At 71.9% G+C, this 16,587-nt stretch carries 11 protein-coding genes; 9 read left to right on the top strand and 2 right to left on the bottom strand.

What is annotated here, in order from left to right:
• Nucleotides 1-51: 51 nt before the first annotated feature.
• Both AC3CF1_RS01510 and AC3CF1_RS01515 read left to right on the top strand, forming a co-directional pair.
• Complete coding sequence (locus tag AC3CF1_RS01510) at nt 52-792, top strand: response regulator transcription factor (protein ID WP_370453086.1); 741 nt, start codon at nt 52-54, stop codon at nt 790-792.
• Nucleotides 770-2,275, top strand: a complete 1,506-nt coding sequence (locus AC3CF1_RS01515; protein ID WP_354981501.1) for a sensor histidine kinase — start codon at nt 770-772, stop codon at nt 2,273-2,275. Before AC3CF1_RS01510 ends, AC3CF1_RS01515 begins: the two co-directional genes overlap by 23 nt.
• A 46-nt stretch (nt 2,276-2,321) precedes the next feature.
• Here AC3CF1_RS01515 and AC3CF1_RS01520 read toward each other — a convergent pair whose 3' ends face one another.
• Nucleotides 2,322-3,188 carry an arginase family protein gene (locus AC3CF1_RS01520; RefSeq protein WP_354981500.1) on the bottom strand — a complete coding sequence of 289 codons (867 nt, stop codon included), beginning with the start codon at nt 3,186-3,188 and terminating at the stop codon, nt 2,322-2,324.
• Nucleotides 3,189-3,379: 191 nt separating this feature from the next.
• On the opposite strand from AC3CF1_RS01520, the gene AC3CF1_RS01525 reads away from it, so the two are divergent.
• The 4 genes from AC3CF1_RS01525 (at nt 3,380) to AC3CF1_RS01540 (ending at nt 8,496) form a co-directional block, all read left to right on the top strand.
• Nucleotides 3,380-3,529, top strand: coding sequence for a hypothetical protein (locus AC3CF1_RS01525; protein WP_179778832.1), 150 nt, complete (start codon nt 3,380-3,382; stop codon nt 3,527-3,529).
• A 17-nt stretch (nt 3,530-3,546) separates the two neighbouring features.
• Complete coding sequence (locus AC3CF1_RS01530; RefSeq protein WP_328534979.1) at nt 3,547-4,977, top strand: class I SAM-dependent methyltransferase; 1,431 nt, start codon at nt 3,547-3,549, stop codon at nt 4,975-4,977.
• Nucleotides 4,970-7,003, top strand: a complete 2,034-nt coding sequence (locus AC3CF1_RS01535; protein ID WP_488449349.1) for a sulfatase-like hydrolase/transferase — start codon at nt 4,970-4,972, stop codon at nt 7,001-7,003. The genes AC3CF1_RS01530 and AC3CF1_RS01535 overlap by 8 nt, the downstream gene beginning before the upstream one ends.
• A gap of 209 nt (nt 7,004-7,212) precedes the next feature.
• Nucleotides 7,213-8,496, top strand: a complete 1,284-nt coding sequence (locus AC3CF1_RS01540; protein WP_088947970.1) for a citrate synthase — start codon at nt 7,213-7,215, stop codon at nt 8,494-8,496.
• Nucleotides 8,497-8,586: 90 nt separating this feature from the next.
• On the opposite strand, the gene AC3CF1_RS01545 is transcribed toward AC3CF1_RS01540, so the two are convergent.
• Nucleotides 8,587-9,858 carry a glycosyltransferase family 4 protein gene (locus AC3CF1_RS01545; RefSeq protein ID WP_425887836.1) on the bottom strand — a complete coding sequence of 424 codons (1,272 nt, stop codon included), beginning with the start codon at nt 9,856-9,858 and terminating at the stop codon, nt 8,587-8,589.
• Between the two features lie 486 nt (nt 9,859-10,344).
• Here AC3CF1_RS01545 and glgX point away from each other — a divergent pair, with 486 nt between their 5' ends.
• The 3 genes from glgX to treZ are packed head-to-tail and all read left to right on the top strand — an operon-like array spanning nt 10,345 to nt 16,491.
• Entirely contained in the window at nt 10,345-12,462 is a 2,118-nt protein-coding gene (gene glgX, locus AC3CF1_RS01550) for a glycogen debranching protein GlgX (RefSeq protein ID WP_488449350.1), read from the top strand.
• Nucleotide 12,463: 1 nt separating this feature from the next.
• Nucleotides 12,464-14,770, top strand: a complete 2,307-nt coding sequence (treY, locus tag AC3CF1_RS01555; RefSeq protein ID WP_488449351.1) for a malto-oligosyltrehalose synthase — start codon at nt 12,464-12,466, stop codon at nt 14,768-14,770.
• Nucleotides 14,767-16,491 (top strand): malto-oligosyltrehalose trehalohydrolase, encoded by a 1,725-nt coding sequence (gene treZ, locus AC3CF1_RS01560; protein ID WP_488449352.1) that lies wholly within the window; start codon nt 14,767-14,769, stop codon nt 16,489-16,491. The genes treY and treZ overlap by 4 nt, the downstream gene beginning before the upstream one ends.
• Nucleotides 16,492-16,587: the final 96 nt, after the last annotated feature.

A 16,587-nucleotide genomic window follows, 5' to 3' on the forward strand; every position in this document is an offset into this window, starting at 1 on the left:
CCTCCACAGGGGCGCGGCACAGGCGTCGCGGCCACGATGGCGGACATGGTCATGAACGGGCAGGGCGCGCCGAGCCGGATCGAGCTGCGCCGCCCCGACGGTGAACCCGTCCGGGTGCTGGTGGTCGACGACGAACCCACCCTCACCGACCTGCTGTCGATGGCGCTGCGCTACGAGGGCTGGCAGGTCCGCAGCGCCGGCAACGGCATGGCGGCGTTGAGCGCCGCCCGGCAGTTCCAGCCGGACGCCGTGGTGCTCGACGTGATGCTGCCCGACCTGGACGGCTTCCAGGTGCTGCGCCGGCTGCGCGAGCACGCCCCCACCGTGCCGGTGCTCTTCCTGACCGCCCGCGACGCGGTGGAGGAACGCATCGCCGGGTTGACCGTCGGCGGCGACGACTACGTCACCAAGCCGTTCAGCCTGGAGGAGGTGATCGCCCGGCTGCGCGCGCTGCTGCGCCGCTCCGGCTTCGCGGTCGCCACGCGGGAGGACGCCGTTCTCACCGTCGGCGACCTCAGCCTGGACGAGGACAGCCACGAGGTGCGCCGGGACGGCCAACTGATCACCCTCACCGCGACGGAGTTCGAGCTGCTGCGCTATCTGATGCGCAACCCCCGCCGGGTGCTCAGCAAGGCGCAGATCCTCGACCGGGTGTGGAACTACGACTTCGGCGGCCAGGCCAACGTGGTGGAGCTGTACATCTCGTACCTCCGCAAGAAGATCGACGCCGGCCGGGCACCGATGATCCACACCCTGCGCGGCGCGGGCTATGTCCTCAAACCCGCCGAGTAGACGCCGCCCGCTGCGCGCCGCCCGCCGCTGGCTGGCCGGCCGCTCGCTGCGTACTCGACTGGTGTTTGCCCTTCTCGCGCTGCTGGCGGTGGTCAGCGTCGCCATCGGTGGGCTCACCACAGTGGCGCTGCGGCACTTCCTGATCGAGCGGCTCGACGCCCAACTGGCCCCCGCGACGGTCATGCGGGGTGACCGTCCGGGGCGGCCGGCGTTTCCAGGCACCGGGCCGGCCATCCCGCCCGGCTTGCCGTCCGGCACTGTGGTCGCCGAGGTCACCGGCGGCCGGGTGGCCAGCGCGCGGACCCTGACCAACAGCCCGTCCAGTGACGACCCGTTCCCCGACGAGCAGTCCGTTCCGGTCGACGAGGTCGCCACCCTGGCCGACGTGCCGGTCGGCACCGAACCACGCACCGTCGACCTCGGCGCCCGCGGCGACTACCGGGCGGTCGGCCGGCAGTACTGGGACGGCAGGGTCCGCGTCGTCGCGATCCCCCTCTCGGGCGTCCAGGAGATCGTCTGGCGGATGGTCACCGCGCAGGCTGCGGTGGCGGCCATCGGGCTGGTCATCGCCGGGGCGGCCGGCGCGCTGATCGTCCGGGCCACGCTGCGCCCGCTCAACCGGGTGGCCGCCACCGCCACCCGGGTCACCGAGCTGCCCCTGGACCGCGGTGAGGTGGCCCTCGCCGTCCGCGTCCCGGCCGCGGACACCGACCCGCGCACCGAGGTCGGTCAGGTCGGCGCGGCGCTGAACCGGATGCTGGGCCACGTCGCCGATGCGCTCTCCGCCCGGCAGGCCAGCGAGACGCGGGTACGCCAGTTCGTCGCCGACGCCAGCCACGAGTTGCGCACACCCCTGGCCGCGATCCGCGGCTACGCCGAGGTGGCCCGGCGTGGCCGCGACGAGGTTCCTCCCGACGTGGCACACGCGTTGCGCCGGGTGGAGTCCGAGAGCACCCGGATGACCAGCCTCGTCGACGACCTGCTGCTGCTGGCCCGCCTCGACACCGGCCGGCCGCTCGCGGTCGACCCGGTCGACCTGACCGCCCTGGTGGTGGACGCGGTCAGCGACGCGCACGTCGCCGGCCCCGAACACCACTGGCAGCTCGGCCTGCCCGAGGTCGCGATCCGGGTTCCCGGTGACGCCGCCCGGCTGCACCAGGTGGTGGCGAACCTGCTGGCCAACGCCCGGGTGCACACCCCACCCGGCAGCACCGTCACCACCACACTGGCCGTCGACGCGGGCAGCGCCGTGCTCACCGTCGCCGACGATGGGCCCGGGATACCGGCGGAGTTGCAACCGGAGATGTTCGAGCGGTTCGCGCGCGGCGACAGCTCCCGGTCCCGGGCGCACGGCAGCACCGGCCTCGGTCTGGCGATCGTGGCGGCCGTCGTGGAGGCCCACCACGGCACTGTCGACGTGGACAGCCGCCCGGGGCGGACCGTGTTCACCGTCCGGTTGCCGAATCCCACAGCTGACGCATAGTCGGGGCGGCTGAGGCATCCAGTCGGCGCGGCTGAGGCGCCGCCGGTCAGCCGTCGGCGGAGCCCAGCACCTCGGCGAGGACCTCGACGACGCGTCGGGTGTGACGCCCGTCGGGGTCCTCGTCGGTGTTCAGGTCGGTGACGCTCATCCCGAGCAGCCGGTCGGCGTGGGCCAGTGGCGTGACCAGCGCGATCAGATCCGCCCAGCGGGGGCCGTCCGGCTCGGGGTAGGTCACCGCCGGCAGGTCCCGCGGGTCCACCACGTCCAGGTCGAGGTGCAGCCAGGCCGGGCCGTCCCCGCCGGTGGCCAGGCCCGCCCCGACCGTGCCCGCACCCCGGCGGAGCAGCTCGGCGGCGGGCACCTGGTGGATGGCCGGGTCGATCCGGGCGGCCTCGGCGCGGCTGCTGTCGTCGGTGGCCGGGCGGTGCCCGAGCAGGTGGACCCGACCGGGGTCGAGCAGCGGGCCGTCGCAGCCGATGGCGGCGACCGGGCCGTGCCCGGTGACGATCGAGAGGTCCATGTCGGCGGCCTCGCCGGTCGGCGACGTCACGCCGTCGAGGAAGTCCGGGTGGGCGTCCACGAACCACAGCTCGGTCGTCGGCGGCAGGGCACGGCAGATGCCGGGCAGGATGGCGCAGTCGCCGCCGAGCACCAGGGGCCGCCGGCCGTCGGCGATCAGCGCCACGACCCTGGCGGTGATGGCCGCGCCGGCCCGGACCAGGCCGGCGGCGCCGATCACCCCGCTCGCCGGGTCGCGGACAGCGTCGCGCAGGCACGCCTCGTCCACCCGGCCACCGTCGTCGGCGGCCAGGGCGTCCAGCAGGCCGGCGTCGCGCAGCGCGGCGGGGGCCCGTTCCTCACCGCGCCCAGCGCCGGACGAGTCCAGCGGCGCGTCCACGACCGTCCAGCGCACGTCCGCAGCGTACCGGCGAGGTCCGGCCTCCCGGCCACATTCTGTGGCGAGGCTGGGAGTACGCCGATGTGCCCGCGACGGCGATGACCACCGGCGTACGGTGAGGGACAAGTCCGGCTTTCTGGGTCAAAAGCCTCACCGGTGTACGCCCGGGACGCCGGTATCGAGACGGCGAGGGCAAGGAGCGATCGGTGAGACATCTGGCCTACCTGGACGCGGGATCCGGCAGCCTGATCGTGCAGGCGGTCGTCGGCGGGGTGGCCGGCGCCGCGGTCGCCGCCAAGCTCTACTGGCGACGGCTGGTCGACCGGTTCCGCCGGCAACCCACCGACCAGCGGTGAGCGGGCCGGTCCCCACGATGGCGATCTCACCCACCGAGGTACGGCCCGAACCGGCCTCCTTCCGCGACCCGGCCAACCGGGTCTTCCACGTCGGCGACGAGGTTCTGCGCGGGCTGGACACCCGGGCCGCCGAGCACTGGCGGGCGCTGACCGGCAGCAGGTTCTTCCCGGCGCTCGTCGCCGCGGGCAAGGTCTGCGCCACCGAGGACGCCCCGTCGACACTGGTGCCCGCCGCGACCGGGGCGCCGTGGGCCGCCGTGCTGCGCCACGAGCGCATCCCGTTCGTCTCCCACCCGTACGAGTGGTCGTTCAGCATGCTGCGCGACGCCGCGCTGCTGCACGTGGAGATCCTGCGGGCCGCGCTCGGCGAGGGTTTCACCACCAAGGACGGCTCGGCGTACAACCTCCAGTGGCACGGCACCGAGCCGGTCTTCATCGACATCGGCTCCTTCGAACCGGTCCGCGACGGCGAAGCGTGGGCCGGCTACCGGCAGTTCTGCCAGACCATGCTCTACCCGCTGATGCTCACCGCCCACCTGGGCGTCGACTTCCAACCGTGGCTGCGCGCCCGCGTCGACGGCATTGAGGCCGACGAGCTGCGCCCGCTCTTCGGCGGGGCCCGCCGGTTGCGCCCCGGCGTGCTGACCCACCTGCACCTGCACGGTGCCATGCAGCAGCGCAACGCCGCCGCCAGCACCAGCGACGTCCGCGACCAACTGCGGGCCGCCGGCTTCTCCCGGGAGTTGCTGCTGGCCACCGTACGCGGCATCGAGAAACTGGTCCGCAAACTGGACCACCGCCCGGCCGGGACCCACTGGTCGGACTACCAGCGCACCTGCGGCTACTCGGCACGCGACCGGGTGGCGAAGGAGCAGTTCGTCGCCTCCTCGGTGGCCGCCGGCGCCCGACCCCGCCTGGTGCTCGACCTCGGCGCCAACGACGGCCGGTACTCCCGGCTGGCGGCCGGGCACGCCGACTACGTGGTCGCCGTCGAGCAGGACCCGGCCGTGGTCGACGAGCTGTACCGCAAGCTGCGCTCCGAGGGGCAGCGCCGGATCCTGCCACTGGTGCTGGACCTCGCCGACCCGTCACCGGGTGGCGGCTGGCGGGGCGTCGAGCGGGCCGGCTTCGCCGAACGGGCGTCCGCCGACGTGGTGCTCGCCCTGGCCGTGGTGCACCACCTGGCGATCGGGCGCAACGTGCCGCTGCCGGAGGTCATCGACTGGCTGGCCGGGCTGACCGCGCCGGGTGGCGCGGTGGTGGTGGAGTTCGTCCACCCGGACGACCCGATGGCAAGTCGGCTGCTGGCCAACAAGCCCGCCGGCCTCTTCCCGGACTACCGGCGCGACACCTTCGAGACGCTGCTGGCCGCCCGGGGTCGGATCACCGAGCGCCTGGAACTGCCCTCGGGCACCCGCACGCTCTACCGGACGGTGATGGGTGGCTGAACCCCCCGCCGCCGACCCGCCAGCGGCCTCCACGCGGTGGTACGAGGGCTGGCGCAGCGAGCTGGGCCGGCTGCTGGAGGTGACGGCCCTGGTCGGCCTGGTGGTCACCCAGCCACTGCTGGACGTGCTCGGCCGCAGCCCCGACTTCTTCCTGTTCCACCGCGCCGACCCGGCCCAGATCCTGCTGCTGGTCGCCCTGGTGGCGGTGCTGCCAACGATCGCGGTGGCGCTGCTCGGAGCGCTCAGCCGACTGGCCGGCCGGACCGCCCGCGCGCTCACCCACACCGGGCTGGTCGGCCTGCTGCTGGCCGCCCTCGCCGTGCAGGTGGGCCGACACGTGACGCCGCTTCGGGGCGTACCCCTGCTGCTGGTGGCCGTGCTGGCCGGGGCCGCCGGCGCGGCCGCGCACCGACGGTGGCGGGCGCCGGGCCGGGTGCTGCGACTGGCCGCCGCCGGGCCGGTGGCCTTCCTGGCGCTCTTCCTGCTCGCCTCGCCCACCTCGGCGGTGGTGCTGCCCCGCAGCGACGGCGGCGCGGCCGGCACCGCGCAGGGCACCGGCGTGCACCCGCCGGTGGTCATGCTGATCCTCGACGAGCTGCCGTTGGTCAGCCTGCTCGGCGCCGACGGGCGGATCGACGCGACCCGGTACCCGCACTTCGCAGAGCTGGCTGGCGGCTCGACCTGGTATCGCAACGCCACCGGCGTCAGCGGGTGGACGCCCAACGCGCTGCCGGCGATGCTCACCGGCCGCTACCCGGCCAAGCCCGTCGCCCCGCACTACTCGCAGTACCCGGACAACATCTTCACCGCCTTCGGCGGCCTGTACGACATCCGCGCCGAGGAGAGCATCACCCGCCTCTGCCCGCCCAGCCGTTGCGAACAGCCGGTCACCCCCGAGCAGGGGCTCGGCGTGCTGGTCCGGGAGACCAGCAAGCTGCTCGGCCGCATCGCCGGGCCCACGGAGAGCGCCGTCGACCCGGAGGACTCCTACCGGGAGCAGACCCGCGCCGAGGCCGGCCTGGACGCCGCCGAGCCGGTGCCCGCCGACCCGAAGTTCCGCTGGGACAGCCTCGACGACAACCAGCCTGCCCGCTTCACCAGCTTCCTGGCCGGGCTGAAGCCCACGCCCCGGCCCACCCTGCACTTCCTGCACCTGCTGATGCCGCACTCACCGTGGGCGTACCTGCCGTCCGGGGCGCGCTACGACGCTCCCGAGGACCTGCCCAACGACGGCGCCGGCTGGGTCGACCTGGCCCGGCAACGGCACCTCGCCCAACTCGGCTACACCGACCGGCTCATCGGCGAGACCCTGCGGACGCTGCGCGCCAGCGGCCTCTACGACCAGGCGCTCGTCGTGGTGACCGCCGACCACGGCGTCAGCTTCCGCCCCGGCGCGCAGGGCCGGGGCATGGACGCGATCAAGGCCGCCGCCGGCGAGGTCGCCTGGGTGCCGATGTTCGTCAAGGAACCCCGGCAGCAGACCGGCCGGGTGGACGACCGCAACTGGGAACACGTCGACCTGCTGCCGACAGTGGCCGACGAGGCCAACATCCGGCTGCCCTGGCGCGTCGACGGCCGCTCGGCCCGGCAGGCGCCGCGCACCGACGGCACGAAACACTTCTACGACCGCCCAGGCGAACCGGTCACCTTCCCCGGCGGGGTGCCCACCCCGCCGCCGCTGCCCACACCGCACCCCCTCGTCGGCACCGAGGTGCGCGCCGGCCCGCCCGCCGGCAGCGCCCGGGTTGCCGACCTGGCCGCGTTCACGGCCATGGACCCGGACACCGGCACCCTTCCGGCGCTCGTCTGGGGAGACGTCCCGGACCGGATCCCGAACGGCACCCTGCTCGCGGTGGCCGTCAACGGCCGGATCGGGGCCGTCGTCCCGGTCGCGCCGGCCGACCCCGGCGGACGCAGGTTCGCCGCGCTGCTCACCGACGACAGGCTGTTTCGCGCCGGAACCAACCAGCTCGACGTCTACGAGATCGCGACGGACGGTACGCTGCGACGCCTTGCCCTCTCGTGACCTACTCAGTCAGGGGTGTCGTCCGTGGCTCCCGGCTCCGTGTCGTCCGTGTCCCGCCCAACGGGACACCGGGTTTCCCGGCGGCCCGGTCGGGAATCGGGTGACGCATGCCTCACCGCCGAACCACGGCGGGCGTTGTCCCCCGAACCGCAATTACGGTAGAAGCGAAGGCAATTCAACGTAGATCTGCCGGCGAAGCGAGGAACCACATGACGGAAGTCAAGCTCGATCACCCCGGTGGGCAGCTGTCGATGCCGGTACATCCCGCGGTCGAGGGCCCCGCCGGTATCGGGGTGAGCAAGCTGCTGAAGGAAACCGGGATGACCACGTACGACCCCGGTTTCGTCAACACCGCGGCTGCCTCATCCGCGATCACCTACATCGACGGCGACGCGGGGATCCTGCGTTACCGGGGATACCCGATCGAGCAGCTGGCCGAGAAGTCCTCCTTCCTGGAGGTCTCGTACCTGCTCATCTACGGTGAGCTGCCGAGCGAGCAGCAGCTGACCGAGTTCACCGAGTGGATTCGGCGGCACTCGCTGCTGCACGAGGAGATGCGCCGCTTCTTCGACGGCTTCCCCCGGGACGCCCACCCGATGGCCGTGCTGTCCTCCGCGGTGAGCGCCCTGTCCACCTTCTACCAGGACAGCCTGGACCCGTTCGACTCCGAGCACGTGGAGATCTCGACGGTCCGGCTCATGGCGAAGGTGCCCACCATCGCCTCGTACGCGTACAAGAAGTCCATCGGGCAGCCGCTGCTCTACCCGGACAACTCGCTCGGGTACGTCGACAACCTGCTGCGGATGACGTTCGGCGTGCCGGCGGAGCCGTACGAGGTCGACCCGGTGATGTCGAAGGTGCTGGACATGCTCTTCGTCCTGCACGCCGACCACGAGCAGAACTGCTCCACCTCGACCGTCCGCCTGGTCGGCTCCAGCAACGCCAACCTGTTCGCCTCGGTCTCCGCCGGCGTGAACGCGCTGTTCGGCCCGCTGCACGGCGGCGCCAACCAGGCGGTGCTGGAGATGCTCCAGCAGATCCACGCCGGCGACGACGACGTCCGGTCCTTCGTCCGCAAGGTCAAGGACAAGGAGGACGGCGTCAAGCTGATGGGCTTCGGCCACCGGGTCTACAAGAACTACGACCCGCGGGCGGCGATCGTCAAGAAGGCCGCGCAGGACGTGCTGGGCCGGATGGCCAAGCCCGACCCGCTGCTGGACATCGCCATGGAGCTGGAGGAGATCGCGCTCGCCGACGACTTCTTCGTCTCCCGGCGGCTCTACCCGAACGTGGACTTCTACACCGGCCTGATCTACAAGGCCATGGGCTTCCCGACCAAGATGTTCACGGTGCTCTTCGCGCTCGGCCGGCTCCCCGGCTGGATCGCCCAGTGGCGCGAGATGATCAGCGACCCGGAGACGAAGATCGGCCGTCCGCGGCAGGTCTACGTCGGCTCCGCCGAGCGGGACTACGTCCCCTTCGCCGACCGCTGACGTCCGTCTTTCCCGCTTTCCGCAACACCGGCAGGCCGTCGACCGATCCAGGTCGACGGCCTTCCGCATTCCCGCGCGCGGCGTGGCGGCTTAGCGCAGGCCCGCTGCGGCGAGCAGGTTGCCTTCGGGGAGCGCCGGGAGGGCGCGGCCCTGGGACATGCGCTGCTCGGCGCGTTCGGCCGTGAACGTGGCGTCCGAGGTGATGGCGGCTGCGTAGCTGGCGGCGGTGCGCTGGGCAATGGCCGACCAGCCGTACTGGTCGTGGACCATCCGGCGTGCGCGACGGGCCATGACGCGGGCGCGGTCGGAGTCGGACAGCAAGGCGTCCACGGCGTCGGTGAGCCCGTCCGGGTCGTGCGGGCGGAAGGTCATGCCGGTGACGCCCGGCTCGACGATCTCGGCGAGGCCACCGGTGGCGGCGACCGCGAGTGGCGCGCCGGCCGCGGCGCCTTCCAGGGCGACCATGCCGAACGGCTCGTAGATGCTCGGCACGGCGAAGCAGTCGGACGCGGCCATCAGCGCCGGCAGGTCGGTGCCGCCGAGGAAGCCCGGCATGCTGACCATGCCGCCGAGGCCGCGGCGGTGCACCTCGGCCTCCAGCTCGGCGCGGTACGGGCCGTCACCGGCGATCACGGCACGCAGCCCGGGGTGCCGCTCGCGCAGCCGGGGCAGCGCGGCGATCAGGTGCTGCACACCCTTCTCGTAAACCAGGCGGCCGGCGAAGGTGACCAGCGGGCCGTCCCCGGCGAAGCGGGCGCGGGCGGCGGCGACCGCGCGGGCGGGCACCCGCCAGCGGTGCGGCTCGACGCCGTTGGCGACCACGTCGACCCGGCCGGCCGGTACGCCGAAGAGCGCGTTCACCTCGTCGCGCATGTAGCCGGAGCAGACGATCAGCCGGTTGGACTCACTGGTGAGCCACTGCTCGACGCCGTGGATGGTGCGGTTCATCTCCTCCGGGAGCCAGCCCTGGTGTCGGCCGGCCTCGGTGGCGTGGATGGTGCTGACCAGCGGGATGTCCAGGTGGTCGCGCAACGTCATCGCGGTGTGCGCGACGAGCCAGTCGTGGGCGTGGATGACGTCGTACGAGCCGGCCTGGGTGGCGCGCAGGGCGGTGCGGGTGAGGGTGTGGTTGAAGGCCATCGTCCAGGCCAGCAGGGAGCCGGTGGCGAGGGGGAAGGTCACCGGGTCCTCGGGGGCGCGCAGGATACGCACGCCGTCGGCGTACTCCTCCAGGGGTGCGCCTTCGCTGTGGCGGGTGACGACGGTGACCTCGTGGCCGGCGGCGGCGAGGGCGACGGAGAGCGCGTGCACGTGTCGGCCGAGACCGCCGACGAGCACCGGCGGGTATTCCCAGGACAGCATGAGGATGCGACGGGTCTGCGGGGGCACCCCGGAGCCGGACTGCGTCGGCACGGGTGTGCCGGGCTGCGCGGAGAGGCCGGGCTGCGCGGGAAGCTGGGGCCGGGAGGTCACTGTGGGCCGGTGGGCCCGGTCCTTGGTGGCAGCGAGCTGCTCGTCGACCCGCACTGTCACATCAATCTCCGTCCATGCATGGTGATACGCGCCGGCGTCAGTGGCGGCGGAGTGGGAGGTGTAAGGGGTGGCCGAGGGCCTGGCGGGCACGCGCGAACGCTTGTCCCCGGTCAAGGAAAGTGCATCGGGCCCAAGAACGCACCTCGAAAACGGTCATCGTGACGGAGGACACCTGATCGGTGTAGTGCGCATCAGACAGGTGGTTTTCGGCCATCGCCTGAAAGGATGGATTGGCGCGACCGGGCCGGGGGCACTACCTGCGTGCGCGCGGGCGATCTCGGCCGGTGCGCACATAACCATGGTCTAAGGAGCGACATGCAGGTCTGGCCGGGCGAGAGGTATCCCCTGGGCGCCACCTACGACGGGATGGGCACCAACTTCGCCATCTTCTCCGAGGTGGCCGAGCGGATCGAGCTGTGCCTCTTCGACGAGTGGGACACCGGCGCGGAGCGCCGCGTCGAGCTGCGCGAGGTGGACGCCTACGTGTGGCACGCGTACCTGCCGGGCATCGAGCCGGGTCAGCGCTACGGCTACCGGGTGCACGGCCCGTACGACCCGGCGAACGGGCTGCGCTGCAACCCGCACAAACTGCTGCTCGACCCGTACGCCAAGGCCATCGACGGTGACATCCAGTGGGACCCGGCGGTCTACGACTACGACATGTCGGAGCCGGAGCGGATGAACGAGGCGGACTCGGCGCCGTTCATGCCGAAGTCGGTGGTGGTCAACCCGTACTTCGACTGGGGCAACGACAAGCCGCCGCGCACCCCTTACCACCACTCGGTGATCTACGAGGCGCACGTACGCGGGCTGACCATGCGCCACCCGGACATCCCGGAGGAGCTGCGCGGCACCTACGCGGGCATCGCCTCCCCGCCGATGATCGACTATCTGACCCGGCTCGGGATCACGGCGATCGAGTTGATGCCGGTGCACGAGTTCGTGCACGACCACCGTCTCGTGGACCTGGGGCTGCGTAACTACTGGGGTTACAACACGATCGGCTTCTTCGCCCCGCACCACGGCTACTCCGCGCTGGGCCGCCTCGGTCAGCAGGTGCAGGAGTTCCGGGGGATGGTCAAGGCGCTGCACGCGGCCGGCATCGAGGTCATCCTCGACGTGGTCTACAACCACACCGCCGAGGGCAACCACCTCGGGCCGACGTTGAGCTTCAAGGGCGTGGACGCCCCGAGCTACTACCGGCTCAGCGAGGAAGATCGCCGCTACTTCGTCGACTACACGGGCACCGGCAACAGCCTCAACGTGCGCAGCCCGCACTCGCTGCAACTGATCATGGATTCGCTGCGGTACTGGGTGACCGAGATGCACGTCGACGGCTTCCGCTTCGACCTGGCCGCCACCCTGGCCCGCGAGTTCTACGAGGTGGATCGGCTGTCCACCTTCTTCGAGGTGGTGCAGCAGGACCCGGTGGTCAGCCAGGTGAAGCTGATCGCCGAACCGTGGGACGTCGGCCCGGGCGGCTACCAGGTGGGCAACTTCCCGCCGTTGTGGACGGAGTGGAACGGAAAATACCGCGACACGGTCCGCGACTTCTGGCGCGGCGAGCCGGCCACCCTCGCCGAGTTCGCGTCGCGGATCTCCGGTTCCGCCGACCTCTACCAGGACGACGGGCGCCGCCCGTTCCACAGCATCAACTTCGTCACCGTCCACGACGGGTTCACGCTGAACGACCTGGTGTCGTACAACGACAAGCACAACGAGGCCAACGGCGAGGAGAACCGGGACGGCGAGAGCCACAACCGTTCCTGGAACTGCGGGGTCGAGGGCGACACCGACGACGAGGCGGTGCTCGCGCTGCGGGCCAAGCAGCGGCGCAACTTCCTGGCCACGCTGATGCTGTCGCAGGGCGTGCCGATGATCGGCCACGGCGACGAGCTGGGTCGCACCCAGCACGGCAACAACAACGCCTACTGCCAGGACAGCGAGCTGGCCTGGGTCGACTGGGACAACGTCGACGAGCAGCTGCTGGAGTTCGTCCAGACGTTGACCGCGTTCCGCAAACGGCACCAGGTGTTCCGCCGCCGCCGGTTCTTCACCGGCCTGCCCGTGGGTGGGCGCGGCAGCGACGAGCCGCTGCCCGACCTTGCCTGGCACACCCCGGACGGGCGGGAGATGACCGGCGACGACTGGGGCAACGACTTCGGCCGCTCGGTGGCGCTGTTCGTCAACGGTGAGGGCATCCGCGAGCGCGGCCAGTACGGCCAGAAACACCACGACGCCTCGTTCCTGCTCTGCTTCAACGCCCACGACGCGCCGCTGGACTTCACCATGCCCGGCAGCGAGTACGGCCAGAAGTGGGAACGGGTGATCAGCACGGCCGAGCCCGAGCCGGGCGACGCCACGGTGATCAGCGCGGGCGGCACCATCCGGGTGCCGGACCGGTCCCTCGTCGTGCTGGAGAGGACTATCTGACATGCCGGCCACCCCTCCCAAGGCCACCTACCGCGTCCAGGTCCGCCCCGGCTTCGACCTGGACGCCACCGCCGCCATCCTCGACTACCTCGCCGATCTCGGCGTCAGCCACCTTTACAGCGCCCCGCTGCTGGCCGCCACCCCCGGCTCTCAGCACGGCTACGACGTGGTCGACCACCGGGAGGTCAACCCGGAGGTGGGCGGCGAGGCCGGTCGGCAGCGGCTGCTGCGCGCGCTGCGCGACAAGCAGCTCGGGCTCGTCGTCGACATCGTGCCCAACCACGCCGGGGTCGCCGTCCCCGCGGCCAACCCCGCCTGGTGGGACGTGCTGCGCCGGGGGCGCGACTCGGCGTACGCCGACTGGTTCGACATCGACTGGGACCGGGGCCGGCTGCTGCTGCCCGTGCTGGCCGACGACCCGGCCGCCCTGGACGACCTCAAGGTGGTCGACAACGAGCTGCGCTACCACGAGCACCGCTTCCCGATCGCCGACGGCACCGGCGACGGCAGCGCGGGCGAGGTGCACGACCGGCAGCACTACGAGCTGGTCTCCTGGCGTCGGGGCGACGCCGAGCTGACGTACCGCCGATTCTTCGCCATCGCGGGCCTGGCGGGTCTGCGCGTGGAGGACCCGGCGGTGTTCGCCGCCACCCACGACCTCATCCTGCGCTGGGCCGCCGCCGGGGAGGTCGACGGCATACGCGTCGACCACCCGGACGGCCTACGCGACCCGGTCGGCTACCTGGCCAGGCTGCGGGCCGCCGCGCCGCAGGCCTGGCTCGTGGTGGAGAAGATCCTGGAGTACGGCGAGGAGCTGCCGGACTGGCCGGTGGACGGCACGACCGGCTACGACGCCCTGGCAGCGGTCGGCGGGCTCTTCATCGACACCGACGCCGAGGGTGACTTCACCGCCCTGGACACCCGCCTGACCGGGCAGCACACCTCCTGGGAGGACCTGACCCACGCCACCAAGCTGGCCGCCGCCACCCGGCTGCTCGCCGCCGAGCTGACCCGGCTGGCCGCCCTCGCCCCCGAGGTGCCCACCGAGCAGGCCCGCGCGGCGCTCGCCGAGCTGGCCGCCGCGTTCCCGGTCTACCGCGGTTACCCGCCGCACGGCGCCCGGCATCTCGCCGCCGCCCGCTCCGAGGCCGGCCGCCGCCGCCCCGACCTGGCCGCCGCCCTGGACGCGATCACCCGCCGGCTGCGCAACCCCGACGACGAGCTGGGCCAACGGTTCCCGCAGCTCACCGGCGCGGTGATGGCCAAGGGCGTGGAGGACACCGCGTTCTACCGGTGGAGCCGGTTCGTGGCGCTCAACGAGGTCGGCGACAGCCCCGCCTACTTCGGGGTGTCGCCGGCGGAGTTCCACCGCTTCGCCGGCGCCCGCCAGGTCCGCTGGCCCGCCAGCATGACCACCCTCTCCACCCACGACACCAAACGCGGCGAGGACGTCCGCGCCCGCCTCGCCGTGCTCAGCGAGCTGCCGGGCCGCTGGGCCGAGCAGGTCAAGGCCTGGATGGAGTACGCCCCGCTGCCCGACCCGTCGTTCGCCCACCTGCTGTGGCAGACCGCCGTCGGCGCTTGGCCGATTGAGCGGGAGCGACTGCACGCGTACGTCGAGAAGGCCGCCCGGGAGGCCGGGGCCTCGACCAGTTGGGCGGACCCCGACCCGGCCTTCGAGCAGGCCCTGCACGCCGTGGTCGACCTGATGTACGACGACCCGAGCCTGCACGACGAGCTGACCGAACTCGCCGCAGCGATCACCCCGGCCGGCTGGTGCAACTCCCTCGGGCAGAAGCTCGTGCAACTCACCATGCCCGGTGTGCCGGACACCTACCAGGGCACCGAGCTGTGGGACAACTCCCTCGTCGACCCGGACAACCGCCGCCCGGTCGACTTCGACGTACGCCGAGAGTTGCTGGCACGGATCGACGGCGGCTGGCGTCCCCCGATCGACACCGACGGCGCAGCGAAGCTGCTCGTCGTGTCGCGGACCCTGCGGTTGCGGCGGGCGCACCCGGAGCTGTTCACCGGCTACCGGCCGGTGCCGGCGCACGGCCCGGTGGGCCGGCACGCGGTGGCGTTCGACCGGGGTGGCGTGATCGCCGTGGCGACCCGGCTGCCGCTGGGCCTGGCCCGCGCCGGCGGCTGGTGTGACACCGCCCTGTCGCTTCCCGTTAACGAGGTTACCGACCTGTTCACTGGCCGGGTCTACAGTGGCGGTGAGACGCCCCTGGACGACCTCCTGGCCGATTATCCCGTCGCACTGCTGGCTCCTCCCACCGCTTCCGTGGAGGCTGCTTCATGACCGAATTCTCCGTGTGGGCACCGGACGCCACCCGCGTCAGGCTGCGCCTGGCCGGCGACTCCGACCACGAGATGCGCGCCGCCGCCGACGGGTGGTGGCGGGTCGACGTCCCCGACGCCGGCGTCGACTACTCCTTTCTGCTGAACGACGACGAAACGCCGCTGCCCGACCCCCGGTCACCGTGGCAGCCTGCGGGGGTGCACGGGCCGAGCCGACGCTACGACCACGCGGCCTTCGCGTGGTCCGACAGCTCGTGGACCGGCCGGCAACTGCCCGGCAGCATCCTCTACGAGCTGCACATCGGCACCTTCACCCCGGACGGCACCTTCGACGCGGCCATCGACCGCCTCGACCACCTGGTGTCGCTGGGGGTCGACCTGATCGAGCTGCTCCCGGTCAACGCCTTCAACGGCGAACACAACTGGGGGTACGACGGCGTCTGCTGGTATGCCCCGCACGAGCCCTACGGCGGCCCCGACGGCCTGAAACGGTTCGTCGACGCCGCCCACGCTCGCGGGTTGGGGGTGATCCTCGACGTCGTCTACAACCATTTCGGGCCCTCCGGGGCCTACGCGCCACAGTTCGGGCCCTACCTCGCCGAGCAGAGCAACAGTTGGGGCCGCTCGGTCAACCTGGACGGCCCGCACTCCGACGAGGTACGCCGCTACATCATCGACAGCGTGCTCATGTGGCTGCGCGACTACCACGTCGACGGGCTACGCCTGGATGCCGTACACGCCCTGCCGGACACCCGCGCGGTGCCGCTGCTTGAAGAGTTGGCTATTGAGGTCGAGGCGCTGTCGACGCACCTGGGCCGGCCGCTGTCGCTCATCGCCGAGTCCGACCTCAACGACCCGCGGCTCATCACCCCTCGCGAGGCGGGCGGGTTCGGGCTGCACGCGCAGTGGAACGACGACGCGCACCACGCGCTGCACACGTTGCTGACGGGGGAGCGGCAGGGCTACTACGGGGACTTCGGCTCCCTGGAGACGCTGTCTGACGTGCTGACGGGTGGGTTCTTCCACGCGGGGACCTGGTCGAGCTTCCGTAACCGGCACCATGGGCGGCCTGTCGATCCTCGGGTGCCGGGGCACCGGTTCGTGGCCTACCTGCAGAACCATGACCAGATCGGGAACCGGGCTACCGGGGATCGGATCTCGGCTTCTCTCTCGCCTTCGCTGCTGCGGGTCGGGGCCACGTTGCTGTTGACGGCGCCGTTCACTCCCATGCTGTTCATGGGGGAGGAGTGGGCGGCTTCTACGCCGTGGCAGTTCTTCACGTCGCATCCCGAGCCGGAGTTGGCCTCTGCGGTGCGGACCGGGCGGCGGCGGGAGTTCGCCTCGCACGGGTGGCCCGAGGGGGACGTGCCTGATCCGCAGGACCCGCAGACGTTCGTACGGTCGCGGTTGGACTGGGCGGAACTGGACAAGCCTGAGCATGCTTCGATGCTGTCGTTCTACCAGCGGTTGATCGCACTGCGGCGGTCGCTTCCTGACCTCTCGGATCCTCGGTTGAACGCGGTTTCTGTGCAGCATGGGGACCAGTTCCTGGTGATGCGGCGGGGGGACACGCTTGTGGTGGCGAACCTGGCTGGGCGGGGGCAGGGGGTGTCGTTGCCTGGGGTGGCGCGGCGGGTGTTGTTGGCCACGGGGGAGGGGGTCACGGTTATGCGGGACCGGATCGAGCTGCCGGCGGAGACTGCGGCGATCGTGGCGCTGTGAGGCATGCCCTGCAACATTACATAGGTAAGTAACGGTCGCCGGCTGCCTCCAAGGCGCGGCGCGTATTGTCGCGACCCGGTCTGGACTCGACGCCGA

It is taken from the genome of Micromonospora sp. MGP-C2, from assembly GCF_057766525.1.

Coding starts and splice junctions, on each gene's coding strand:
- AC3CF1_RS01510 (WP_370453086.1), top strand. CDS start 52: ATGAACGGGCAGGGCGCGCCGAGCCGGATCGAGCTGCGCCGCCCCGAC.
- AC3CF1_RS01515 (WP_354981501.1), top strand. CDS start 770: ATGTCCTCAAACCCGCCGAGTAGACGCCGCCCGCTGCGCGCCGCCCGC.
- AC3CF1_RS01530 (WP_328534979.1), top strand. CDS start 3,547: ATGGCGATCTCACCCACCGAGGTACGGCCCGAACCGGCCTCCTTCCGC.
- AC3CF1_RS01540 (WP_088947970.1), top strand. CDS start 7,213: ATGACGGAAGTCAAGCTCGATCACCCCGGTGGGCAGCTGTCGATGCCG.
- AC3CF1_RS01545 (WP_425887836.1), bottom strand. CDS start 9,858: ATGCTGTCCTGGGAATACCCGCCGGTGCTCGTCGGCGGTCTCGGCCGA.
- glgX (WP_488449350.1), top strand. CDS start 10,345: ATGCAGGTCTGGCCGGGCGAGAGGTATCCCCTGGGCGCCACCTACGAC.
- treY (WP_488449351.1), top strand. CDS start 12,464: ATGCCGGCCACCCCTCCCAAGGCCACCTACCGCGTCCAGGTCCGCCCC.
- treZ (WP_488449352.1), top strand. CDS start 14,767: ATGACCGAATTCTCCGTGTGGGCACCGGACGCCACCCGCGTCAGGCTG.